Annotated in this window: 22 protein-coding genes, 1 tRNA gene and 1 riboswitch; of the genes, 8 read left to right on the top strand and 15 right to left on the bottom strand. The window is 68.5% G+C overall.

Going from position 1 to position 21853, the window contains the following annotated elements; all coding sequences use genetic code 11:
* Window positions 1-191 precede the first annotated feature (191 nt).
* The 6 genes from WA670_RS02020 to WA670_RS01995 form a co-directional block, all read right to left on the bottom strand.
* Complete coding sequence (locus tag WA670_RS02020; protein WP_037808549.1) at window positions 192-563, bottom strand: hypothetical protein; 372 nt, start codon at window positions 561-563, stop codon at window positions 192-194.
* Window positions 560-3310, bottom strand: coding sequence for an FtsK/SpoIIIE domain-containing protein (locus WA670_RS02015; protein ID WP_336156778.1), 2751 nt, complete (start codon window positions 3308-3310; stop codon window positions 560-562). The genes WA670_RS02020 and WA670_RS02015 overlap by 4 nt, the downstream gene beginning before the upstream one ends.
* A 7-nt stretch (window positions 3311-3317) precedes the next feature.
* Complete coding sequence (locus tag WA670_RS02010) at window positions 3318-3566, bottom strand: hypothetical protein (RefSeq protein ID WP_043834588.1); 249 nt, start codon at window positions 3564-3566, stop codon at window positions 3318-3320.
* Between the two features lie 5 nt (window positions 3567-3571).
* Window positions 3572-3832 carry a hypothetical protein gene (locus WA670_RS02005; RefSeq protein ID WP_009084635.1) on the bottom strand — a complete coding sequence of 87 codons (261 nt, stop codon included), beginning with the start codon at window positions 3830-3832 and terminating at the stop codon, window positions 3572-3574.
* A 371-nt stretch (window positions 3833-4203) separates the two neighbouring features.
* Window positions 4204-4581, bottom strand: coding sequence for a YybH family protein (locus tag WA670_RS02000; protein WP_037808544.1), 378 nt, complete (start codon window positions 4579-4581; stop codon window positions 4204-4206).
* Window positions 4582-4623: 42 nt separating this feature from the next.
* Window positions 4624-5382 (bottom strand): TetR/AcrR family transcriptional regulator, encoded by a 759-nt coding sequence (locus tag WA670_RS01995; RefSeq protein WP_205673025.1) that lies wholly within the window; start codon window positions 5380-5382, stop codon window positions 4624-4626.
* 128 nt (window positions 5383-5510) lie between these two features.
* Here WA670_RS01995 and WA670_RS01990 point away from each other — a divergent pair, with 128 nt between their 5' ends.
* On the top strand, window positions 5511-6953 hold the full coding sequence (locus WA670_RS01990) for an MFS transporter (RefSeq protein ID WP_134727596.1): 1443 nt from the start codon (window positions 5511-5513) through the stop codon (window positions 6951-6953).
* Window positions 6954-7003: 50 nt separating this feature from the next.
* On the opposite strand, the gene WA670_RS01985 is transcribed toward WA670_RS01990, so the two are convergent.
* Together WA670_RS01985 and WA670_RS01980 are read right to left on the bottom strand one after the other, a co-directional pair.
* Window positions 7004-7088: transfer RNA gene (locus WA670_RS01985), tRNA-Ser, on the bottom strand.
* A gap of 63 nt (window positions 7089-7151) precedes the next feature.
* A complete protein-coding gene (locus WA670_RS01980; protein WP_336156776.1) occupies window positions 7152-7901 on the bottom strand; it encodes a PP2C family protein-serine/threonine phosphatase in 750 nt (249 codons plus the stop codon).
* Between the two features lie 77 nt (window positions 7902-7978).
* On the opposite strand from WA670_RS01980, the gene WA670_RS01975 reads away from it, so the two are divergent.
* A complete protein-coding gene (locus WA670_RS01975; protein ID WP_336156775.1) occupies window positions 7979-9721 on the top strand; it encodes an HsdM family class I SAM-dependent methyltransferase in 1743 nt (580 codons plus the stop codon).
* Window positions 9722-9738: 17 nt separating this feature from the next.
* Window positions 9739-10632 carry a serine/threonine-protein kinase gene (locus WA670_RS01970; RefSeq protein ID WP_037808537.1) on the top strand — a complete coding sequence of 298 codons (894 nt, stop codon included), beginning with the start codon at window positions 9739-9741 and terminating at the stop codon, window positions 10630-10632.
* Here WA670_RS01970 and WA670_RS01965 read toward each other — a convergent pair.
* Both WA670_RS01965 and WA670_RS01960 read right to left on the bottom strand, forming a co-directional pair.
* Window positions 10616-11134, bottom strand: a complete 519-nt coding sequence (locus WA670_RS01965; protein ID WP_043834577.1) for a hypothetical protein — start codon at window positions 11132-11134, stop codon at window positions 10616-10618. The two genes, WA670_RS01970 and WA670_RS01965, sit on opposite strands and share 17 nt — an antisense overlap.
* Window positions 11131-11649, bottom strand: coding sequence for a hypothetical protein (locus WA670_RS01960; RefSeq protein ID WP_199817307.1), 519 nt, complete (start codon window positions 11647-11649; stop codon window positions 11131-11133). Before WA670_RS01960 ends, WA670_RS01965 begins: the two co-directional genes overlap by 4 nt.
* On the opposite strand from WA670_RS01960, the gene WA670_RS01955 reads away from it, so the two are divergent.
* From WA670_RS01955 to WA670_RS01940, 4 genes are all read left to right on the top strand, one after another.
* Window positions 11642-11959, top strand: coding sequence for a L,D-transpeptidase (locus tag WA670_RS01955; protein ID WP_199817306.1), 318 nt, complete (start codon window positions 11642-11644; stop codon window positions 11957-11959). The two genes, WA670_RS01960 and WA670_RS01955, sit on opposite strands and share 8 nt — an antisense overlap.
* A gap of 92 nt (window positions 11960-12051) precedes the next feature.
* Window positions 12052-15195, top strand: a complete 3144-nt coding sequence (locus WA670_RS01950; RefSeq protein WP_336156772.1) for a PQQ-dependent sugar dehydrogenase — start codon at window positions 12052-12054, stop codon at window positions 15193-15195.
* 68 nt (window positions 15196-15263) lie between these two features.
* Window positions 15264-15354: riboswitch (ZMP/ZTP riboswitch) on the top strand.
* 25 nt (window positions 15355-15379) lie between these two features.
* A complete protein-coding gene (gene folP, locus WA670_RS01945) occupies window positions 15380-16231 on the top strand; it encodes a dihydropteroate synthase (protein WP_336156771.1) in 852 nt (283 codons plus the stop codon).
* A complete protein-coding gene (locus WA670_RS01940; RefSeq protein ID WP_336156770.1) occupies window positions 16228-17202 on the top strand; it encodes a threonine ammonia-lyase in 975 nt (324 codons plus the stop codon). Before folP ends, WA670_RS01940 begins: the two co-directional genes overlap by 4 nt.
* A gap of 98 nt (window positions 17203-17300) precedes the next feature.
* Here WA670_RS01940 and WA670_RS01935 read toward each other — a convergent pair whose 3' ends face one another.
* The 3 genes from WA670_RS01935 to WA670_RS01925 are packed head-to-tail and all read right to left on the bottom strand — an operon-like array spanning window position 17301 to window position 20013.
* On the bottom strand, window positions 17301-17735 hold the full coding sequence (locus WA670_RS01935) for a VOC family protein (RefSeq protein ID WP_336156769.1): 435 nt from the start codon (window positions 17733-17735) through the stop codon (window positions 17301-17303).
* Between the two features lie 33 nt (window positions 17736-17768).
* Complete coding sequence (locus tag WA670_RS01930; protein WP_336156768.1) at window positions 17769-19286, bottom strand: 3-hydroxyacyl-CoA dehydrogenase; 1518 nt, start codon at window positions 19284-19286, stop codon at window positions 17769-17771.
* Window positions 19287-19332: 46 nt separating this feature from the next.
* Window positions 19333-20013, bottom strand: coding sequence for a TetR/AcrR family transcriptional regulator (locus WA670_RS01925; RefSeq protein WP_037808524.1), 681 nt, complete (start codon window positions 20011-20013; stop codon window positions 19333-19335).
* 126 nt (window positions 20014-20139) lie between these two features.
* Between WA670_RS01925 and WA670_RS01920 the strand changes: the two genes are divergently transcribed.
* Window positions 20140-20586 carry a nitroreductase family deazaflavin-dependent oxidoreductase gene (locus tag WA670_RS01920; protein WP_238603890.1) on the top strand — a complete coding sequence of 149 codons (447 nt, stop codon included), beginning with the start codon at window positions 20140-20142 and terminating at the stop codon, window positions 20584-20586.
* On the opposite strand, the gene WA670_RS01915 is transcribed toward WA670_RS01920, so the two are convergent.
* Window positions 20587-20781 carry a hypothetical protein gene (locus WA670_RS01915; RefSeq protein WP_037809354.1) on the bottom strand — a complete coding sequence of 65 codons (195 nt, stop codon included), beginning with the start codon at window positions 20779-20781 and terminating at the stop codon, window positions 20587-20589. It lies immediately after the preceding gene.
* A gap of 406 nt (window positions 20782-21187) precedes the next feature.
* On the bottom strand, window positions 21188-21748 hold the full coding sequence (locus WA670_RS01910) for a hypothetical protein (protein ID WP_336156767.1): 561 nt from the start codon (window positions 21746-21748) through the stop codon (window positions 21188-21190).
* Window positions 21749-21853 lie beyond the last annotated feature (105 nt).

Here is a 21853-nt window from a genome sequence, read left to right as displayed (position 1 = left end):
GTTCCAAGCCGACCTCCTGACTTCGGGGTCGACCTGGTGATCCGGACCGTGAGTGGCGCGCCTCCCACGCCGTTTGAAGCTAGCCGAGCCGTCCCGACTCTGGCCCGGAGAACGGACTGGCCGATTGGGTTTCAGTCGAAGCTGAACACCCCCCGGCCTTTCACCAGCCAAGGGCACCAACCCCTTGCGGCTTAACGCTTCGCCCGCCAGCCAAGCCCCAGCACCGCCTGTACCAGTTCCTGATAACTCGGCTTGACCTCTTCCAAATACCGGTCCAAATACTGCGGCCGAGCAGTAGTCACCGGCTGCGGGTCATCCAGCGCCTCCACAAAACTCAGCCGCGAAACGTTGTGCAGCGCCATCTTCCACCACCGGTTGGCGCGCTCTCGGGTTTTCTCCTCCCGATCCTGCGCGGCAGCCACCGCCGCGTGGGCGTCCGCCAGTTGGCGTTCGATTTCGTCCGCTCGCGCCAGCTCCCACGCGCGCAGGCTGTCCGCTGAACCACGGGCCAGGCCTACGATTTCCTTGTACCGCATTGCGGGGCTGGTGGTTCCCTCGGTCACGGCGTGCCTCCCGCGGTCGGCTCGGTTTCTGGGCGCTGGAACGGGATGATGACTTCCGGTGCCCCGTGCGTGGTGCGGTCGAAGAACAACGCCCGGCCCGGTCGCGGCGACCAATGCACGACCTGACCCGCGGCGAACGGCGACAAATCATTGCCCTGGACATCCAGTGCGGCCCAGGTGCCGATGTCGTCCGTGCCGCCGAAGCCGAGAGTGTCCTTGAGGCGCGCGGTGCTGCGCCACCAGCCGATGGTGTGTACGCCATGCGCGGGGCCGTTTTTCAGCAGTGTGCGCAGATGGTCGAGACCGCTCTTCAGCTGTCCAACGGCCTTTGCCTCCAACGAAGGCAACGCGGCGTCCACACCGTACAGCAGCAGGATGCGCGGCGTCGTCGTGGAAAGCGATTCGACGATCGATTCCAGCTCGGTGGAAAGGTCTTCGGTGAGCGTCGCGATGTGCCCCTCGGCTTCCAGGCGGCTCTTCAAGTCCAACACTGCCGGGGAACTCGCCACGATGGGGCAATGCAACAGGAACTCGACCTGTCCGAGTTCCATTTGCCGGGAAAGCGATCGAGCGGCGGAGTCCATAATGGACAGCGCCTCCGCGGTCGCGCCGCCGAGTACGGCGATGTTCCGGCCGGGTACCCGGGGGAGTTCGACACCGCACGCGGCTTCGGTGACGTCGATCGACTGGCCGAGGATGGCTCGCGGCTGGGGGCTCGGCTTGAGTTCCACATAGGCCGGGAACTGTTCCAGCACCGGCGAATGCGCACCGTCGAACAGGCGTGGCCGGGTGAAGCGGCCAGCGTAGAGTTCCCACAGCTTTTGCTGCAGGTTCACGAAAACGTTGCGACTGCTCGCATCCGGCACGTGTGCGAGCTGGTTTCCGTGTGCGACACCGGAATCGTGGTTGATCACCGCGTGCCACTTGGGTGCGGATACGGCCGCGTTGTTCGTTTCCGCGAGTACCCGGCGTGCCTTCGGCATCGCGATGCGCAGCGTGCACTGCTCGAAGACCGCGGGTTTGCCCCAAAACGCTTCGATCCCGGCGACGTCTTGGCTCGCCAGCACCAGGTGGATGCCTTGCGAGCGGCCGCGCCGGGCGATGTCTTCGAGCAATTGCGTGGCCTGCGCGGTGACCTGGTCGCGTCCGGCGAAGAGGTATTGGAATTCGTCGATCACCGCCACGATCCGCGGCCAGTGTCCGCCCGGATCCTGTTCTCGCAGGTCGGCCAGGTTCGTGACCTCGTGTTCCTTGGCCGCGGCGGAACGGCGGCGCAGTTCGTCGGCGAGGAAACGCAGTAGTGCCAACCCGAATTCGCGGTCGGTGTTGACGTTGACGCCGACCAGTTTCGCGTGCGGCAGCCAGCTGGAGTCCTTACGACCGGGAGCGAGACCGGCGAACGAGACACCTTCCTTGAAGTCCAGCAGGTACAACGCCAGTTCGTCCGGCGTGTAGCGCGCGGCGAGACTGCCCAGCAACGCGTAAAGGAAGTTCGTTTTCCCGGAACCGCTCGGGCCGCCGATGAGCGCGTGCGGGCTCGCGTCGCCGATCACGACTTCGACGGCTTCGCCCTCGTGGAACCCGATCGGCGCGCGCAGTTCCCGCGCGGAGCTTTCCTGGCCGATCTCGGCGGGCATCAGATCGGCGAACGACCGTGGGCCGCCCTGCTTCGAGATCAGTGCTTCGGCGATGCGGTTCGCCGCGCGGATGACCTGCCCGGACGGCATCGGCGGATCCAGGTCAACGACCAGGTCGCTGCCGGTCATGCTGCTGACCGCGCGGCGTTCGTCCAGCAGGCTCAGCGTTTCGATCGACGCGCTCACCGCGGTGGGCACGTCGACCAGGATCAGGCAGATCCCCGCCGCGAGCGCGCCGCTGGCCACGCGTTTGAGGTCGCGCGCGCGTTCCGCGTCGAGGGTTTCGCCGTTGCCGTACAGCACCGCGATCCGGTACGGCTCCAACCGCTGGTTGGTGGCTTTTCGCAGTTCCCGCAACGAGGTGTGGCCCGCCTGCATGCCGGTGGCGTGGATCCGGCGGATGTGCCCGGCGAGTTCGTCGAGCAGGTCCTCCAGTCGTGTCGGGTCGTACAGCGACAGCGCGCTGGTGCGGCTGAGCGGGTACAGGTCCGGCAGGATCGCGGTGAGCTGCCCGACGTCCCACAGGTGGATTTTCACCGCGCCGGGCTCGAACGCCGACAGCACGCGCATCAGCAGGCCCTGCACGATCCCGTCCACCACCGGCCGCGTTTTCGGCGCGGACGTGATGGCCAGGTGGGATTCGTCCAGCAGCGGCACGGCGACATCGAACGTGCGCGAGATGTCGCGTCCGGCCGCGGTGGCCGAACCGACCCGCCACAGCCCGGGCGCGGTGACGCCGGGATTCGTGCCGACACGGCCGAGCCATTCGCTCGGCGGCCGCCCGGCCGGGCCCGGCGCGTGCGCGGCGACGAGGTCGCGCAGTTCGCCGGGACCGGCGCTCCAGTCGGTGTAGAAGGCGGCGCGGGTGCCGCCGAGCGCGGCGAACACGTCGTGCGCCGCCGGATGCCGGGCCCACTCCGTCTGCTGCGCCGGGTCGGCGTGGTCCATGCCGACCCGGACGATCTCCTGTTCCAGCGTCAGCCGCGCCACCTCGGCCTCGGCCATTTCGCGCGCGCCCGCCGCGGCCCCGAGCACGAGCCCGATCTGGTGCCGGACCCGGTCGAGGGCGGTTTGCACACGGTTGCGTTGCTCGGCTGACTTGCTGGCCATCTCATCCCTACAGGCGTGACTGGTAGCCGCCCACTAATTCGTCGGCGGCGGCTAAACGGGTGAGGAGGTGCTCGAGTGCCTCGTCGGCCTGCGCCAATTGCTGCGGCAGCCACGGATCTGCCTTGGCTTGCGCGTCGACGAGTGCGCGCCGGGCGTCGCCGAGCAGAGCTTGCGCCCGCTCGGCATGCGCCCGTCCGTCGCCGACCCCCGCTCGCGCGGCGGTGAGCAACTGGTGGATTTCGGCGAGCCCCGACATCGGCGTTAAAGCCGCGCCGAGTAGGAATCGGCCGACGAGATGCCGGCCTGGATGGTGCTCTGCATGCCGGTGATCCCCTGCAGCGCTTCGGCGAGCAGGCCGTGCGCCTGGTTCACCTCGTGCTGGCTGCTGCCCTGGGTGGCTTGGGACAGCGACAGCTGTGCTTCTTCGAGTGCCTGCGCTGCCTGCTGCAGCGCGGCGATGCTCGCGGACGCCTTCTCGTTCGCGAGCGCGATACCAGCGCGGATCTCTTCCACTCCGGCCATGGGGGCGGGCTCCTCGGTGCGTCGTGGGCTGAAACGACCACATACAAACTTAGCGTGATCAGGTGTCTTCGGTAAGTAAGTGGGAACGGGAGAATCGACAAAGCCCCGGACGCGGTCGGCAGTCCGGGGCCTGTCGGGCGTCGGCTCATCGGGTGCGCACGCGGGGCCCGAAACCCGCGTTTCAGCCTTCTGACCTGCGGGTTATCGGGATGGGTGCGCCGGCCAACGCCCAGGTCAAAACGGTATTCGTGACACCGGGAAACCTCTCCGGACGGCTGCGATGAAGTCTGCGGCGAAGCCTAGCGGGTAGGACCGTTCGGCCGATCCCAGCCCCTGCCGCGGTTGCGGACAGCGACGGCCCGCCGCCCGGTTCAGCGAGCGCCTGCCGGATTCGGGTCGTCGCCGAGGTAAGTGCCGTAGCCCTCGACGACGAGCGGACCGTCGAAGACCAGGACCTCGTTGACCAGTCCGCCCTTCTGGTTGCGGTAGTTGATGACGAGCGCGCCGAGTCCGACGTAGACGCCGACGACCTCGAAGCGGAGATCGGGAATCCGGCGGAGCCCTTCGGCCCAGTACGCGCGCAACGCCGCTTTGCCGCGGAGCACGCCGTCGCCGCCGATCACCTGGACCGCGACCGGGGACCGGAAGGTCACGTCCTCGGCGAAGTGGGTCATCAGGGCGTCGAGATCGTGGGCGTTCCAAGCCTTTGCCCAGTGGTCGGCGAACTCTTGCGCGGCGCTGTGGTCCATGAACGAAGTCTGCCAGCGTCCGAGGGGTGGGACGGCGCGCCGTCAGCGGATTCCCTGGCGCGCCAGATCGGCCGCGATCCCGTCCAGGACACCGGAAAGCCCGGACGCGAACAGTTCGTCCAGGTCCCACGGCTCGGCCATCGACCGCATCGCGCTGCCGAGCCGCGGGTAGTCGGCGAAGCTCGGGTTATGCGCCGGTGCGCCGCGGCGTTCGGCCTCCACGTCGCTGACGTAGGTGAGGGCTACGCCTTGCACATACGAGGCGAACAGGAACATGTACCGGAACGCGTCGGCGGGGTCGAGATCGAGACCGTCGAAGGAGGCGAACGCGTGCTCGCTGCCCGCGGAAAGCGCGGGGCTGTCGTGGGTCCGGGTCGTCACCAGCACTTTCGCCAGGATCCACGGGTGCCGGTGGTAGAGGTCCCAGTCGAGGAAGGCGGCGCGCTCGAGCCCGTCGCGCCAGTCGCGCGGCGGGGTTTCCGGCAGCGGGACCTCGGTGAGCGCCGCCTCGACCATCAACGCCACCAGGTCGTCTTTGGACGCGACATGTCGGTAAAGCGCCATGGTTCCGGCACCGAGTTCGGCGGCCACCCGGCGCATCGACAACGCTTCGAGCCCCTCGGCGTCCGCGACCGCGATCCCCGCTCGGACGATCCGGTCGACGGTCAGGTGGCCGCGGTCTTCCTCGGACTCCGCCTTGCGCGCCCGGTACGCCTTCGCCTGGCAGGCCCTTGAGCAGTACTGCCGCGGGCGGCCCCGGTCCGGAGCGGCGAGCGGCTTTCCGCAGGACCCGCACTTCACTCGAGACACCTCTTTTCGTCACACGTCGACCGAGCGTGCGGAAAGTCTAGCCCGTCGGTCAGGTGCGCGGTAAAGGTGCTGGATAAAAGACTTTGAAGCGCGGCAGCGAGCATGCGTACTTTGTACGCATGCTCGAAGAAACCTCCCCCGCGAAAGCCGGTCCGCGGGAATGGGCCGGACTGGCCGTCCTGCTGTTGCCGTGCGTGCTGGCGTCGATGGACATGTCAGTGATGTTCGTGGCCATGCCGTCGCTGACCGCCGATCTGGAGCCGAGCGGTTCGCAGCTGCTCTGGATCATGGACTCGTACGGCTTCCTGCTGGCCGGCCTGCTCATCACGATGGGCACGCTCGGCGACCGGATCGGCCGTCGCCGGTTGCTGCTCGCCGGAGCGGCGGCGTTCGGCGGCGCGTCGGTCCTCGCCGCCTTCGCCGCTACGCCGACCACGCTCATCGTCGCCCGGATGCTGCTCGGCATAGCCGGCGCGACGCTCGCGCCGTCCACGCTCGCGTTGATCCGCGGCATGTTCCACGACGCCCGGCAGCGCGCCACCGCCGTCGGACTGTGGACGGCAGGGTTCGCGGGCGGCGCCGTGCTGGGGCCGATCATCGGCGGCCTGCTGCTCCAGCACTTCCACTGGGGTTCGGTGTTCCTGATCAACGTGCCGGTGATGGTTCTCCTGCTGACGCTCGGCCCGCTGTTGCTGCCGGAACACCGCGCCCCCGCGACAGGCCGGTTCGACCTGCTCGGCGCGGTGCTGTCGATCGTCTCCGTGCTCGGAATCGTCTACGGCGTCAAGCAAATCGCCGCGCACGGCTTCGACTGGCTGTCGATCGCGAGCTGCGTCGCCGGTCTCGCCGTAGGCGTGGCTTTCGTACGCCGCCAGCGCACCGCCGCGCGTCCGCTGATCGACCTCGCGCTGGTGCGGTCGCGTGCGTTCGCGGTGCCGTTGCTGATCGACCTGCTGGCGACGTTCGCGCTCGTCGGGTTCAACCTGTTCACCTGGCAGTACCTCCAGGTCGTGCGGGGCATGAGCCCGCTGGAGTCGGCGCTGTGGTCGCTGCCGACCTTCGCCGTGATGCCAGTCGGGATCGGGGCGGCCGCCACCTTGGCCGGCCGGATCGGCAAACCGCGCGTGATGACGATCGGCCTGCTGGTGGCCGCGGCGGGGTTCGTCCTGCTGACGCTGCCGCCGCCCGGAATCGGGTACTTCATCGCGGCGCTCACGGTGGTGTCGCTGGGCATCGCCGGAGTCGCGGCGGTGGTGACGGACGTGATCCTGTCCGCCGCGCCCCCGGAGCGAGCCGGAATGGCGTCGGCGATGGCGGAGACGTCCGCGGAGTTCGGCGGCGCGATGGGCATCGCCCTGCTGGGCAGCATCGGCGCGGCCGTCTACCGCGCGGCGATGCCGTCCGATTCCGGGAAAACCTTGGAGTCCGCGGCAAAGCTCCCACCGGGCGACGCACTGCGCGAGGCGGCTTTCGCGGCCTTCAGCACGGAAACCCGAGTGGCGGCGGCGGTGTGCGCGGCGCTGACCGCCGGCGCGGCTTTGGTGATCGCTCGCATCCGCTGAACGACGAAGGTCCCGGCCGCACTGCGGACGGGACCTTCGTGGTGTTGCAGCGGAGGATACAGGATTCGAACCTGCGAGGGCGTGAACCCAACACGCTTTCCAAGCGTGCGCCTTAGGCCGCTCGGCCAATCCTCCGTGGGGAAGAATACCGGATGGCCCTCCGGCCTTCCGCAGGTGGTCCGACCTGCGGCGACGGACTCAGGCCGGGACGACGTCGGCGACCACGATGGTGATGTTGTCCGGGCCGCCGCCCTCGTTGGCCAGTGCGATGAGGCGGGGGACGATTTCCTCGGGCGTGCCGGCGGAGAGGACGTCCTGGATGGCCGGTTCGCTGGCGCCCGCGGTGAGGCCGTCGGAGCAGAGCAGGTAGCGGTCGCCTGCTTGCGGGGTGAACTCCCAGACGTCCGGTTCGGCCGAGCCGGTGCTCAGGAGCGCCTTCATCAGCATCGAGCCGCGCGGGTGGTGGTCGGCGTCGGCGGCGCTGATGGTGCCGTCTTCGACCAGGGCCTGTGCCAGGGTGTGGTCGCGCGTGATGCGCTGCAGTTCGCCGTCGCGCAGGAGGTAGCCGCGGGAGTCGCCGACGTGCGCCGCGGCGAAGTGGGTGCCGTCGAACAGCAGCGTGGTCAGCGTGGTGCCCATGCCGTGCGTCGCGGGGGTTTCCTCGGCCACCTGCGCGAGCTGCCCGGCGACCCGGCGGACGCCGTCGGAGAGCAGGTTCGACAGGTTGTGCGCGGTGAGGTCGAGCGTGCGCAGCTCCGCGTCCAGCGAGGCCAGCACGCTGACCGCGGTCGAGCTGGCCACCTCGCCGTGCGGCTGGCCGCCGATCCCGTCGGCCACCACGAGCATCCGCCCGCTGGCGTAGACGGAGTCCTCGTTGTTGGTGCGTCGTCGCCCTTGGTCCGAGCCTGCGGAGTAGCGCAGGATGAACCGGGTCTGCTCGGTGGCCATGCCCCCATAAAACCATTGGTTGACTGAGTTAACAAGCAAAACGATGGAAACCGCTGTCGTCGGCTATCGTGCTCCCCATGGCAGACGACGCGGCGGTGAGTGCGGCCGACATCGCGCGCCTGGCGGGCGTGCGCCGGGCGGCGGTGAGCAACTGGCGGCGGCGCCATGACGATTTTCCCAAACCAGTGGGCGGCACGGCGTCCAGCCCGTTGTTTTCGCTTCCGGAGGTGCAGGCGTGGCTGCGCGGGCGCGGTCGTCCGTTCGAGCTGGCGCCGATCGACGAAGCTTGGCAACGGCTGCGTGCGCTCGGCGACGACCTCGACCTCGGCGCGCGGTTGGCGGCGGTCGGCGAGTACCTCGCGGACGACGCTGAGGGGCCGGACGATCCGGGGTTGCTGGCGTTGATCTCGCAGCTCGCCGCGAGCGAAGGCGCGGCGGAGACGTTCGAGCAGCTCTGCGACCGTTTCTTCGAAGCACACGCCCGCCGGCTCTCCACGACGCCCACTGCGTACGCCGACCTGATGGTGCGGCTGACCGGCGCGAAGGGGGCCACGGTGCTCGACCCGGCGTGCGGGTTCGGGTCACTGTTGCTGGCCGCCGCGGCGACCCGGGCGCGAGGGCAGGACGTCGACCCGGACACCGCGCGGATCGCGGGCATCCGGCTGCGGCTGCACGGCGCGGACACCGAGGTGCACGCCTCGGACGCGTTGCGCGCGGACGCTTTCGCGGACCGGCTGGCCGACGTCGTGCTGTGCGATCCGCCGTTCAACGAGCGCGGCTGGGGGCACGAGGAACTCGTCGGCGACGCGCGCTGGGAGTACGGGCTGCCGCCGCGGGGCGAGTCGGAGCTGGCGTGGGTGCAGCACTGCCTCGCGCACGTCAAACCCGGTGGCGCGGTCGCGGTGCTGATGCCGGGAGCGGCGGCCGGGCGGCGGAGCGGGAAACGCATCCGGGCCAACCTGCTTCGGGCGGGCGCGTTGCGCGCGGTGTGCACGCTCGCGCCGGGCACCGATCTCTGGTTGCTCACGCGACCGGAGCCGGAGCAGCGCGCGCCGGGGACGGTGCTGATCGCCGACACCACCTCGGACGACGTCGAGCAGGTGTGGCAGGACTTCCTGGCCGATCCGGACACCGGCGAACGCATCATCGACGTGCTCGACGACGACGTCGACCTGAGTCCGTCCGGCCGTCCCGGCGAGAGCGATTCCGGCGAGGCTTTCCTTGCCGCGCAACGGGTTTTCAGGCAGATCGGGATCGAGCTGCCCAAGCTGGAACCGGCGTCCGGCGAAACGGCGCACACGACCGTCGGAGAGCTGGTGAAAGCGGGCGCACTGCGGATCACGCACGCGCCGCCGCGTACCGCTGACGGCGACGAACCCGTGCTGACGACCGACGACGTCCTCATCGGCGGCCCGCCGACCGGGCACGCCGCGCCGGATCCGGCGGCGGTGCTCGCCCACGAGGGGGACGTGGTCGCGTCGGTCACCGGCGCGGTGATCGTCCACAGTGGAGCGCCGGTGCGGCTCGGGCCCGCGCTTTCCCGTTATCGCGTGGATCCGGAGCGGCTCGACCCGCAGTTCCTCGCCGGATGCCTGCGCGCCGCGGACTTCCCGGTGCACAGCGCGTCGACCCGGATCGACGCACGGCGGCTGAAGGTGCCGCGGCATCCGCTCGAAACACAGCGTGCGTACGGCGTCGCTTTCCGCGCGCTCGCGGACTTCGACCGGGCACTGCGGCAAACCGCGGAAATCGGCCGCGACCTGGTGCGGCTAGGCTTTGCCGCACTCGCCGAAGGACGGCTGAAGCCCGGTGGCGGGTGAGCGCTGTGAGGGGGCCCATGCTGATCGCGGACCGCTACGAGGTCGACGATCTGCCGCTCGGGCGGGGCGGCATGGGTTCAGTGCACCGCGGGCTCGACCGGCGGCTCGGCAGGCAGGTCGCGATCAAGCTGCTTCGGCTTCCTGGCGGCGACGAAGAGCTGGAAGAACGCTTCGCCCGCGAAGCGCGGATCCTCGCGACGCTCGACCATCCCGGCGCGCCCACGCTCTACGACTTCGGTGCCCATGACGATCGGTTGTTCCAGGTCATGCAGTTCGTCGAAGGCGTGACGCTGGACGATCTACTCGCCGAACACGGTCCGCTGCCGGTGTCCTGGGCGGCGGCGATCGCGGCGCAAGCGGCCGCGGTCCTGGCGGCAGCGCACGCTCGCGCGGTCTGTCACCGTGACCTCAAGCCGGCCAACCTGATGCTCTGCCCGGACGGCAGTGTGAAGGTGATGGACTTCGGGCTCGCTGTGTTGCGCGAAGCCGACACTGCTCGCTTCACGCGCGCGGGGCAGCTGCTGGGGACACCGTCGTACATGGCTCCGGAGCAGATCCAGCGTGGGCACGCGGAGCCGCGAAGCGACCTGTACGCGCTCGGCTGCGTATTGCACGAGATGCTCACTGGCCGTCCGGTCTTCACCGGGCCGACGGCGTACGCGGTCTTCGACAAGCAGGTGAAGGAACCAGCGCCAGTGGTCCCCGGTGTGCCTCGGGAGTTGAATACGCTTCTCGCTGCGACGCTCGCGAAGGATCCTTCGGTGCGGCCGTCTGGGGCGGAGGTGCTGTACGCGCATCTTGTGCCTTTCGCGCGGGATTTGCCGCCGTTGCCGGGGTTCCTGCATCCGGCGACGGTGTTGAGTCCTTCGCGGATGTACGCGCGCATGGTGGGGCTTAGCGGCGAGCGCTGATGCTTGTCGGCGTCTGCTCCGAGAGCGGCAGACCGCGCTTCTGAATGCGGTAGTAGGTGAAGGCGTTCTGTACGCCGATGCTGACGCCGATCGTGAGCATGATCGTCGAGGACGTCACGGTGTTGCTGACACCGAGCGCGGCTCCGATGAAGGAGAAGGCGACGCGTACGCCGATGGTCGCGAACCACAGCACCAGAGTGAGCGGAGTGCCCTTCACGAACGTCGTGCCTTCGCGTGCACTGAGGACCGAAGTGGAGCTTCGCAGGACGCCCAGCAGCCCGAGGACCACGACGTCGCCAGCCAGCAGCGCGTACTCCGTCGCGGTCGCGCTTTGCAACGCGGTGGCGGCGGAGAACACGCCGATCGCGGTCAGGATGAACGGGAGCGTCAGCAAACGCTTGCGGCTGAGGAGCGTGCCGCGCCACTGCCGGTAGACGACCCGGTACAGGACGAGCGCTGCGATCGCGGCGTAGAGAACGATGGTGAGCGGGCCGAGGTTCATGCTTCCAGCCTCGCCGGAATCGATGCGGGTTTCGTCGGCGTACGGGCTGGGGCCAGGTGGATCCGCGGCTCAACCCCGGGGTGGAGAAGCCGGATCGTGACCATTGCCGAGCAACCACGAAGGGGTGACGGTCGTCTATTCGGGTGATACGGGTCCTGCCGAATGCGACCCGACCGAACGCGGGGGTACCGGATCGTGAAGAGGGTTCTGGTGGGGATGGCGGCGCTGGCCGCGGCTTTCGGGCTCGTGGCGTGCTCCGGCAATACGGCCGGATCGGCTGCCGGCGGCGGCGCGGTGCCTGCGGCGGCGAGCGTGCCCGTCTCGTCCTCCAGTGCGCCGACCAGCAGTTCTGCCCCGGCGACCAGCAGCAGCCCGGCGAGCACCAGCGCGAAACCGACTCCGAAACCGACGCCGAAGCCCGCTCCCAAGCCGAAGGCCGACCCGGAGCCGAGCACCGCCGACGTCCCGTGCGCCGCGGCCGCCGCCGCTTCGGGCACCAGCGCCTGCGTGGACATTTCCGCGCACCGCGCCTGGCTGCTGCAGGACGGCAAGGTGATCTACGGCCCCGTGTCGATGCTGCCCGGACGCAAGGGGCACGCGACCCCGACCGGCACGTTCCACGTGCTGTCCAAGGAAAAGCTGCACCTGAGCAAGCAGTTCGACAACGCGCCGATGCCGAACTCGGTCTTCTTCTACCCGGGCGACGCGTTCCACACCGGCAGCCTGAAGGTGTACTCGCACGGCTGCATCCACCTGTCGGCGACGTCGTCGCTGCGGTTCTTCAACACCCTGCACATTGGCGACGTGGTCCAGGTCGTGCCCTGACCGACCGCGTCACGGTCGAATAAATATCACCCGATAGAGGCAACTTCGTCCCCCTTCTGAGCGATTACCGGTCGCTGAGAAAGGGGTCCCGAATGGCCTGGCGCAAGCTCCGTTCCCTGGTGGTGGCCGCATTAGCGGTCGTCGCTGTCCCCACCGCGGTCACCGCCGTCGCCCCGGCGGCAGCAGCCGATACCCCGGCGCTGCCGCCGGGGTTCGTTTTGCGGGACCTGCCCACCGGGCTCGGCCAGTACGAGTTCACCGACTTCGCCTGGCTGCCTGACGACAGCGTGCTGGCGCTCGGCAAGTCCGGCGTCGTCAACTGGGTCCCGGCCGCGGGTGGCGGCGCGCCGCAGCGGATCGCGACTTTCCCGGTCGAGACGCAGGGCGACATGGGCCTCACGAGCATCGCGCTCGCGCCGGACTACGCCAGCTCGCACCAGGTATACCTGAACCGCTCGGTCTCGCTCGGCAACGGCCAGTACACGATGCGCGCCGCGAAGTTCACCGTGCAGCTCGACGGCGCGGGACATCCGTCCGGGCTGACCGGCGAGAAGGTGATTTTCGACCTGCCCGGCAGTCCGTATTACATCCACGGTCTCGACACGGTTTACCCCGCGCCGGACGGCACGCTCTGGTACTCCGTCGGAGACAACGGCGACGCGGGCAAGACCAACCCGGTCGCCTTCGTCGCGCAAGACCTCGATTCGCCGTTCGGCAAGATCCTGCACCTCACCGCGGACGGCAAGGGCGTACCGAGCAATCCGTACTACAACGCCGCCGCGCCGGATTCCGCTCGCAGCAAGGTGTTCGCGAGCGGATTCCGCAACCCGTTCCGGTTCAGTCTCGACCCGAAGAGCGGGCTGCCGGTGGTCGGCGATGTCGGCTGGTACACGTGGGAAGAGGTGGACGTCGTGCAGCCGGGCGCGAATCTCGCCTGGCCCTGCTACGAGGGGAACCACCCGACGCCGGGCTATTCGGCTGACGCGCGTTGTGCCGTGGCGGTGAACACCCCGCCGTTGTGGGACTACCAGCACGGGACCGGTCCGGCGCAGGGCAACAGTGTCACCGGCGGGATTGTGTATGGCGGCACGACTTATCCGGCCGCTTACCAGGGCGCGTACTTCTTCGGGGACTACGCGGGGCAGAAGATCTGGACGCTGCGGTACGACGCGCAGGGCAAGCTCACGCAGGCGCCCACGAGTCCCGCGCCGTTCCAGAATGTCGGCGGGGTTACCCGGATATCCGCTGCGCCCAACGGGGACATCGTCTTCACAGACCTCAACTCCGGCGTACTGCGGCGGTTGAGCTACTCGACGAACAATGCTCCGCCGGTGGCGAAGGCTACTTCCTCGACGGATCCGGATACTCGCACGGTATCCTTTGCTGCCAACGATTCGACTGACGCTGACGGCGATCCGCTCACCTATTCCTGGGACTTCGGCGACGGCAGCACCGGCACCGGGGTTCAGGTCAGCCATCAGTACGGGGATGGCGCTTCGTTCACCGCGACGTTGACGGTTTCGGATCCGCTTGGCGGTGTCGGGACCGTGAAGATCGCTGTCGCCCCGGGCAATCACTCGCCGGTGCTGAATTTGTCCGCGCCGGACAAGACTTTTGCGGTGGGCGAGCAGGTTTCGTTGTCCGCCAAGGCGACTGACGCGGAGGATGGCGAGCTTCCCGTCACGTGGACGTCATTGATTCGGCATTGTCCGGATCTCGGCGCCTGCCACGTGCATCCCAGTGACGGTGCGACGGGGCCGACGTTGACTGTTCCGTTTACCGATCACACGGACTCTCGGATGGAATTCACCGCGACGGTCACGGACAGCGCCGGGGTGCAGGCGAGCAAGACGTATGTCGCTTACCCGCGCCAGCATCGGTTGACGTTGGTGGGCACGCAGCCGGCCGCGTTGAGCATCCCGAGCGAGGGTGGCGTCAGCAGTGCGATGGTCACTGAGGGTGCGACCTTTGACGTGACTGCTGCGGCGGTTGGCACCGACGGGGTTTCCAAATTCACCGGTTGGCAGGGCGGTCCGGCTACCTCTTCGTGGTCGATCACCGTCGGCGCTGGTGATATGACGCTGACCGCCAACTACCTGACGGCGATCGATCAGCGGTATGCGGCTGAGCCGGAGTTGCGGAGTTCGATCGGCGCGCCGACGGGTCCTGAGGTCGTTGACGGGCCGGTGCGGTATCGGCCGTATGCGAATGGGCGGTTGTACTGGTCCGCGGCTACCGGGGTGCATGAGATCGGCGGGGAGATCCTGGCCCGGTATCTCGCGATCGGCGGGCATCAGGTGTACGGACCGCCGACGACCGACGAGACCCGGACCGCGGACGGGGTGGGCCGGTACAACCATTTGATCGGCACGCCGGGAAGCCAGGCCGCGGCTATTTTCTGGACGCCGTCCACCGGGGCGCATTCGGTACAGGGACAGATTCTGGTCAAGTGGGCCGCTCTCGGCTGGGAACGCGGGGTGGGGTATCCGACCACCGACGAGTCCGGGACTCCCGACGGGGTCGGGCGGTACAACCACTTCACCAGTGGCTCGATTTATTGGACGCCTACCGGTGGCGCGCATCAGATCGGCGGGGCGATTCGGGACAAGTGGGCTTCGTTGGGTTGGGAGCGGGGTCTTGGTTACCCGACTACGGATGAGTCCGCGACGCCGGACGGAGTGGGGCGGTACAACCACTTCACGGTTGGTGGGTCGATCTACTGGACGCCGTCTACCGGTGCGCACCAGATTGGTGGGGCTATCCGGGACAAATGGGCTTCGTTGGGCTGGGAGCGGGGTCTTGGTTACCCGACCACGGACGAGTCCGCGACGCCAGACCGGGTCGGCCGGTACAACCACTTCACGGTGGGCGGGTCGATCTACTGGACGCCGTCCACTGGGGCGCATCAGATCGGCGGGGCGATTCGGGACAAGTGGGCTGCTCTCGGCTGGGAGCGAGGTCTCGGTTACCCGACTACCGATGAAACCGGTACGCCTAACGGGATCGCGCGGTACAACCACTTCAACGGCGGCGGGTCGATTTACTGGAGCCCGCGTACCGGGGCGCATATGGTGCAGGGGGAGATTCGCAAGCGGTGGGCCGCGCTGGGCTGGGAGTGGGGATATTTGGGGTTGCCCACCTCGGATGAATACCCGATCACCGGCGGGGCCCGAAGCGATTTCCAGGGCGGTTATGTGATTTACCGGTATGGAGTGACCACGAATTACCGGTGGTGAGTCGGCTCGGGGCTGCCGTCGGTGTCCTCGCCGGCGGTAGCTCCGCACCGGAGTTTCTTGTTACTGTGTCCGCAGGTCGTGACTGGCGTGTGAAGATGGATCACCATCGGGGAGCGACCTCGTCCACGTGACGTCGTGCCGTACGCCTGGGCTCTTGTGGGATCGAGATCCGGGAGACACGGCGATGGTTCAAGCTCTGGCTTTTTCGGAAGCGTCCTGGCACCGGCCGCGGCTGGTGGGAATCGTGAACGTCAGCGCGGACTCGTTCTCCGACGGCGGCAGATTCCTGACCCCGGCGAACGCACTCGCGCACGCTCGCCGATTGCTGGCGGCGGGTGCGGACGTCGTCGAACTCGGTCCGGCTGCCAGTCATCCGGGTGCCGAGCCGGTGACCGCCGACGAGGAGATCCGGCGGCTGGACCTGGTCCTGGACCACCTGGTCACCGACGGCATCCCGGTGTCGGTCGACTCGTTCCAACCCCGGACCCACCTGTTCGCCGCTGCTCGCGGTGCCGCGTTTCTCAATGACATCCAGGGATTTCCGGACCCTGAACGGTACGCGGAGCTGGCTGGTACCGGATGCCGCCTCGTCGTCATGCACTCGGTGCAGCGGCGGGGTCCCGCGACCAAGGTGCGCACCGATCCACAGGCGGTGCTGACGGCGCTGGAGCAGTTCTTCGACCAGCGGCTGACCGCGCTCGAAGCGGCGGGCATCGACCGCGAACGGCTGATCATCGATCCCGGGCTCGGCTACTTTCTCGGTGCCACGCCGGAACCGTCGCTGGCTGTCCTGGCGGCACTCCGCGCGATCCGGACCAGGTTCGGTGTCCCGATCATGGTTTCGCCGTCCCGGAAGTCGTTTCTGCGGGCGATCACCGGACGCGAGCTGTCGGAGATCGGCCCGGCCAGCCTCGCCGCGGAGCTTTATGCCGCCAGCCACAGCGTCGATTTCATCCGGACTCACGACGTCGCAGCGCTTCGGGACGCGCTCACCGTATTCACCGCTCTAGACCAGTACGCAGGAGCCAGCCGATGACGCGTCTCGACACTGCTCGGATCCGGGCCGCTCGCCAGCGGATCGATCCTGCTTTCCTCGACTCCCCGCTGTTCCGTTGCGAAGCGCTGGAACGCGACCTCGGCTGCGCGGTGAGCATCAAGCTCGAAACGGCGAACCCGGTCCGGAGCTTCAAGGCGCGCGGCACCGAAGTCGTCGCCAGCGCACTCGCCGACAACCACGCCTCCGCTGTCGTGTGCGCGAGCGCGGGAAACCTCGGCCAAGCCCTCGCCTGGTCCGGCCGCGACCGAGGACTCGACGTGACCGTGGTGGCCTCCCGCTTCGCACCCGCCGCCAAGCTCGAGCGCATCCGCGCGCTGGACGCCCGGCTGGAACTGGTGGACGGCGACATCGAAACGGCACGCGAACGAGCAGCAGCCATCGCACGGCGCGACGGCATCCGGCTGGTCGAAGACAGCCTGGACCTCGAGACCTGTGAAGGCGCGGCAACCATCGGCCTGGAACTGGCGGACACCCTGCCCGCGTTCGATGCCGTACTGATCGCTTTGGGCGGCGGGGCACTGGCCACCGGCGTGGGACACGTGCTCAAGGAGCGCGCGCCCGAGGTCGAGGTGATCTGCGTCCAGCCACTGGGCGCACCGGCGATGACGCGCTCCTGGCACCAGCAGCGCGTCGTCTCAACCGACTCGACGGACACCATCGCCGACGGCGTCGCTGGCCGCTTTCCTATCCCAGCGGTGCTGAATGACCTCCTTCTTGTCGCCGACGACGCCGTCCTGGTTCAGGAGGCGTCGATCATCGCTGGCATGCGGATGCTGTTCGAGCGCGCCGGACTCGTCGTCGAACCCTCAGCTGCGCTCGGTGTAGCCGCGATCCTCGAAAACCGCGACCGCTTCGCTGGACGGCACGTGGTCACGATCGTCTGCGGGAGCAACGTCGATGAAGCCGCTTACCGCCGTTGGATCGGGGCGGCTCCCGAACACAGGTCTTGACGGTTTTCCGGAGACGGTTTCCGTGGCGGCGAAGGGATTCTGCGACGGCATAGTGGCATGTGAAACACCCGTTGCGGCAGATTTCGTTGCGGCACAACCTAAGCCGCAGCAGCCGCGACGCAGAACTCGTTCCCCTCCGGATCCGCCATCACCACATGGTGTCCCTCGTCCTCCGCCAGGATCGTCCCGCCTGCCGCCACCAAACGTTCCGCCTCGGCCTTGACCCTGGCCCACCGTTGAGCCGGTTCGCCATCCGCGGGGATTCTGATGTCGATGTGCAGCCGGTTCTTCGCCGTCTTCGGTTCCGGCACCTTCAGGATCGTCAGCCGAGGTCCGGTGCCTTCGGGATGGCACAGCCAGGCGCCATCCTCGGCTGACTCGTCCTCGGGCAGGTCGAACTGAGCGAGCCACTCCTCGCGGGTTCTGAACGGTGGCGGCCGAGGCTCGTCGACATAACCGAGCGCCGTTTTCCGGAAACCCGCGAGGAGTTGTGCGTTGGTGCAGTCCAGGGTGAGATCGATGGTGGCAGTCATGCCGAAAAGCTACTGCGCACCACCGACAAAAATTCAGGCCAGATCAGCCGGACGGGTGCCGGTGGAGGCGAGTGGCAGGCCCAGCGCCACCCGTTCGGTCAGCCAGCTGCTCGGGCGGTAGCGGGGATCCCCGGTGCCGCGCAGGAGGCCGTTCAGGATGCGCAGGACCTTTTCCGGGCCGACCAGATCGCCCCATGCCAGGGGGCCGCGGGGGTAGCCCAGGCCAAGGCGCACCGCGGTGTCGATGTCGGCGGGGGCCGCGAGACCCTGGTCGGCGATGTAGCAAGCCGTGTTGATGATCGAGGCCAGGAGGCGTTGCGCGATGGGGGCGGCACCGTCGCGGACGACCGTCACCGGGGTTCCGGTAGCGGCCAGGGCACCCCAGGCGGCGCGGCCGTAGTGCGGGTCCAGTCCGGGGTGGACGGACATGGTGAAGCGCGATTCGTAGCCGAGGGCGTCGATTCCGACGACGCGCGCGGCGGGCAGTTCCAGTTGCCGCGCAGCGTCCACAGTGGACTCTCCGCGCAGGGTCACCAGGAGAACCGTGTCGGGATAGGCGTCCGGGACGACGTCGACGCCCGCTGCGGACAGGAGACGGCCGAGGCGTTCGTCGGCGGCGTAGACCGGCATGGTCGGGGCGGGCGGAGCGGTGGGCTCCGGCGGGACCTCTTGTTTTCCGTCGACGTAGCGGTAGAAGCCCTCGCCGGTTTTGCGGCCGAAGAGCCCGGCGGCGACGCGCGGGCGGGTGAGCCACGACGGGCGCAGGCGCGGTTCGGAGTGGAAGCCGCTCCAGATGCTTTCCAGCACCGCGTGCGAGACGTCCAAACCGGTGAGGTCCAGCAGCTCGAACGGACCGAGTTTGAGGCCGAGGACGTCGCGCGCGATGCGGTCGATCTCGGCGGGGGCGGCGAGGGATTCGGAAAGAATCTGCAGCGCCTCGGTGTTCAGGCCGCGGCCCGCGTGGTTGACGAGGAAGCCGGGGGCGTCCTTCGCCAGCACCGGCTCGTGGCCCCACCCGCGGACGAGTTCGAGGGCTTCGCCGGGCAGCCAGTCGGCGGTGCGCGCGCCGGGGATGACCTCGACCAGGCGCATGAGCGGGACCGGGTTGAAGAAGTGCAGACCGATCATCCGCGTCGGGTCAGCGAGCCCGGCGGCGATTTGGGTGACCGACAGCGAGCTGGTGTTGGTCGCGAAGATCGTTTCGGGGCCGCAGATCTTCTCGAGCCCGGCGAAGAGCGTCTGCTTCGTGTCGAGGTCTTCGCGGACGGCTTCGATCACCAGGTCCACCCCGTCGGCGGGGGCGAGCGGGCCGTCGACCGGGACGAGGCGTTCCTTCGCCGCGCGGCCGTTCTCCTCGCTCAGCTTCTCCTTGGCGACCAGCCGGTCGACCATCGCGCCGACGTGGTCGATCGCCGCGGCGACCGCTTCCGGCTGCACGTCCGCGAGTTCCACGGTGACCCCGCCGGTCGCGGCGAGCTGGACGATGCCGCGTCCCATCACCCCGGTGCCGATCACGCGGATCCTGCCGACCCGTCCGGCCCATCCCGTCACGTCGAACCTGCCTTTCGCTTTGGCGCCACGGCGAACTTACCCCGGACTACAGACCGACGAAGTCCGCCATCTGCCCGACGAGGTGTTCGAAGTACGCGTCCGCCGGGTCGACGCTGCCGACGTACTGGCCGAACAGCTCGAAATTGAGCGCGCCGAACAGCTGGGTCCAGGCGGCGATGGCGCGCATGACGACCTCGGCCGGCGCGTCGAGGTCCAGAGTCCGGCTGAGCTGGTCGGCCTGCGCGCGCAGTTCCTCCGACATCGGCGCGGTGACCGCCGGCTCGTGCGGATGGGCGTCGCGCAGCACCGCGACCAGCGCGAAGGCCACTCGCCCGGCGGGGCCGACGGTGTCCTGCGGAGCCTGGTAACCGGGGATCGGCGACCCGTAGATGAGCGCGTATTCGTGCGGGTTCGCGCGGGCCCAGTCGCGGGTCGCGCGCCAGATGGCCCGCCAGCGTTCGCGCGGGTCGCCGGTGTGCGGGTCGGCCTGTTCGGCGGCCTGGCCGACGGCGTTGTACGCGTCGACGATCAGCGCGGTGAGCAGGTGATCGCGGCTCGGGAAGTACCGGTACAGCGCCGACGAGACCATCCCCAGTTCACGGGAGACCGCACGCAGGGAAAGCCCGTGCGCGCCGACGTCTGCCAGCTGACGGCGGGCCTCGTCCTTGATCTCGCGGGTCAGCTCTGCACGGACCCGCTCGCGGGCGGTCCGGGGTGCGGCAGTCATGCGATCAGTGTGCCTCGAACGAGAGCGCTGCGCAAAACCGAGAGCACTGCTCTTGACGCGAGACGGCCTGTGGGTGTTCACTGTTCACAACAGAGAGCACCGCTCTCGCAGATCGAGGAGGACCCGATGACCAGCACCCGCTACCTCGAACCGGGCAAGGCGACCGCGGCGTTCAACGGCTGCGTCCGCTGGCTCACCAAGCGCGGCCTCAGCGTGTGGGGCAGCCGGGTGCTGGGCGTCCGCGGCCGCAAGTCAGGCGAACTGCGCGAGGTGCCGGTGAACCTGCTGCCGTTCGAGGGCAAGCAGTACCTGGTGGCCGCACGCGGCGAAACCCAGTGGGTGCGGAACCTGCGCGCCGCGGGCGAGGGCCAGCTGACCGTCGGCCGCCGCACCGAGACGTTCACCTACCGCGAGCTGTCCGACGAGGAGAAGCCCGCCATCCTGCGCTCGTACCTCAAGCGCTGGGCATTCGAGGTCGGCACGTTCTTCGAGGGCGTGGACGCGAAGGCACCGGAGGAGAAGCTGCTGGAGATCGCGCCCGGCTACCCGGTGTTCGAGATCTTCACCCGGTGATCAGCGCACGCGTTTCCGGAAGGTGGTGGCCGCGACGAGAACCACGCCGACGAGGAACGCGACCAGCCCGATCAGGAACCAGAGCTTCTGGCCGGTCATGAAACTGCCGGTCAGCACCCCGACGCCCTGCAGCACCCACACCGCGCCGACGAGCACCAGCACCACACCGCACGCCAGCGTGATCCACCGCTTCACGAGCATCTCCTAGCTAGACGGACCCTCTTGAGGAGTGTCTCAAGGTTCCCCCTCGCGACCCGCCCAGCCCAGCCCCGGCCCGGATGTGCCCCCAATGTGGCATTGGGTGCATCTGACGCACCGAACGCCACATTGGGTGCATCCAACGCACCGAATGTGGCATTGGGGCGCAAGCCCCCACCCCACCCAAACCGCAGCCGGTGCTCCCAACGGTCGAGGCACCCAGCCCCACCCCGCAGCCGATGCACCCAACGAGCGAGGCACCCAGCCCTCCCCCAACCCCGATACGAAGCTCTCCTGCGGTTCGGGGGTGCTTGTCAAGGCATCTTTCCCGCCTTGACAAGCACCCCCGAACCGTCAGCACAATCAAACTTCGGGGTGCCCCACGCAACCACTCACCAAGCACCTACCCCCGCCGACGAGGCTGCCCACTCCCAAACTGCTGAGCCTCCCCCAGCGAAGTAGCAGTAGCCGTAGCCCCCTGCACCTTCGCCACCACAGTCACGTTGTCCCCAGACTTAGGCGACCCACTCTTCTCCGTAGAAGAATCCAACGTATAGCTCTGCTTATAACCGTCCTTGCTAGTCAAAGTCACCGAAGTAGCACTGAGCTCGGTAATCGTCCCGGTCTGCAGCCGCTCAGTCGCATACCCACCAGCCGAATCCGCCACCACGAAATCGCCATGCAACGCATCCCGCAGCGCAGCCATCCCGCCCATCCCCCCGCGACCGGCAAACCCACCAGGCCCGCCTGGCCCACCGAACCCGCCCGGCCCTTGCTGCGCGGCCGCGTTATTGCCACTGGTCCCCGCCCAGATCGCCAGTCCACCACCGACCGCGATCACCACCGCGACTCCCGCCGCGATCGCGGTTTTCCGGCCGGACCACGCCTTGCCCTGGCCGCTGCCGCCGGATGCGGGGGCGGGCTGCTCTCCCCAGGTCGCGCCCTCTGCTGGATCGGTCGTCATGGTCTCCTCCGGAACGTTCGCGCTTGTCCTTTCCGAGCGTCGGGGCGGCCGCTGTGCGGAAGCTGTGCCGGACGTGGGGGACACCTGTGCACCCAGGCGGGGGAA

This window comes from Amycolatopsis sp. VC5-11 (genome assembly GCF_037034185.1).
Classification (GTDB): Bacteria; Actinomycetota; Actinomycetes; order Mycobacteriales; family Pseudonocardiaceae; genus Amycolatopsis; species Amycolatopsis nivea.
This window is presented reverse-complemented; position numbering and strand designations above follow the sequence as displayed.

Coding starts and splice junctions, on each gene's coding strand:
- WA670_RS01975 (WP_336156775.1), top strand. CDS start 7,979: ATGGCAGACGACGCGGCGGTGAGTGCGGCCGACATCGCGCGCCTGGCG.
- WA670_RS01970 (WP_037808537.1), top strand. CDS start 9,739: ATGCTGATCGCGGACCGCTACGAGGTCGACGATCTGCCGCTCGGGCGG.
- WA670_RS01910 (WP_336156767.1), bottom strand. CDS start 21,748: ATGACGACCGATCCAGCAGAGGGCGCGACCTGGGGAGAGCAGCCCGCC.
- WA670_RS01925 (WP_037808524.1), bottom strand. CDS start 20,013: ATGACTGCCGCACCCCGGACCGCCCGCGAGCGGGTCCGTGCAGAGCTG.
- WA670_RS02005 (WP_009084635.1), bottom strand. CDS start 3,832: ATGGCCGGAGTGGAAGAGATCCGCGCTGGTATCGCGCTCGCGAACGAG.
- WA670_RS01965 (WP_043834577.1), bottom strand. CDS start 11,134: ATGAACCTCGGCCCGCTCACCATCGTTCTCTACGCCGCGATCGCAGCG.
- WA670_RS01980 (WP_336156776.1), bottom strand. CDS start 7,901: ATGGCCACCGAGCAGACCCGGTTCATCCTGCGCTACTCCGCAGGCTCG.
- WA670_RS01920 (WP_238603890.1), top strand. CDS start 20,140: ATGACCAGCACCCGCTACCTCGAACCGGGCAAGGCGACCGCGGCGTTC.
- WA670_RS02015 (WP_336156778.1), bottom strand. CDS start 3,310: ATGGCCAGCAAGTCAGCCGAGCAACGCAACCGTGTGCAAACCGCCCTC.
- WA670_RS01950 (WP_336156772.1), top strand. CDS start 12,052: ATGGCCTGGCGCAAGCTCCGTTCCCTGGTGGTGGCCGCATTAGCGGTC.
- WA670_RS01960 (WP_199817307.1), bottom strand. CDS start 11,649: ATGTCCACGCAGGCGCTGGTGCCCGAAGCGGCGGCGGCCGCGGCGCAC.
- WA670_RS01990 (WP_134727596.1), top strand. CDS start 5,511: ATGCTCGAAGAAACCTCCCCCGCGAAAGCCGGTCCGCGGGAATGGGCC.
- WA670_RS02010 (WP_043834588.1), bottom strand. CDS start 3,566: ATGTCGGGGCTCGCCGAAATCCACCAGTTGCTCACCGCCGCGCGAGCG.
- WA670_RS01940 (WP_336156770.1), top strand. CDS start 16,228: ATGACGCGTCTCGACACTGCTCGGATCCGGGCCGCTCGCCAGCGGATC.
- folP (WP_336156771.1), top strand. CDS start 15,380: ATGGTTCAAGCTCTGGCTTTTTCGGAAGCGTCCTGGCACCGGCCGCGG.
- WA670_RS02000 (WP_037808544.1), bottom strand. CDS start 4,581: ATGGACCACAGCGCCGCGCAAGAGTTCGCCGACCACTGGGCAAAGGCT.
- WA670_RS01935 (WP_336156769.1), bottom strand. CDS start 17,735: ATGACTGCCACCATCGATCTCACCCTGGACTGCACCAACGCACAACTC.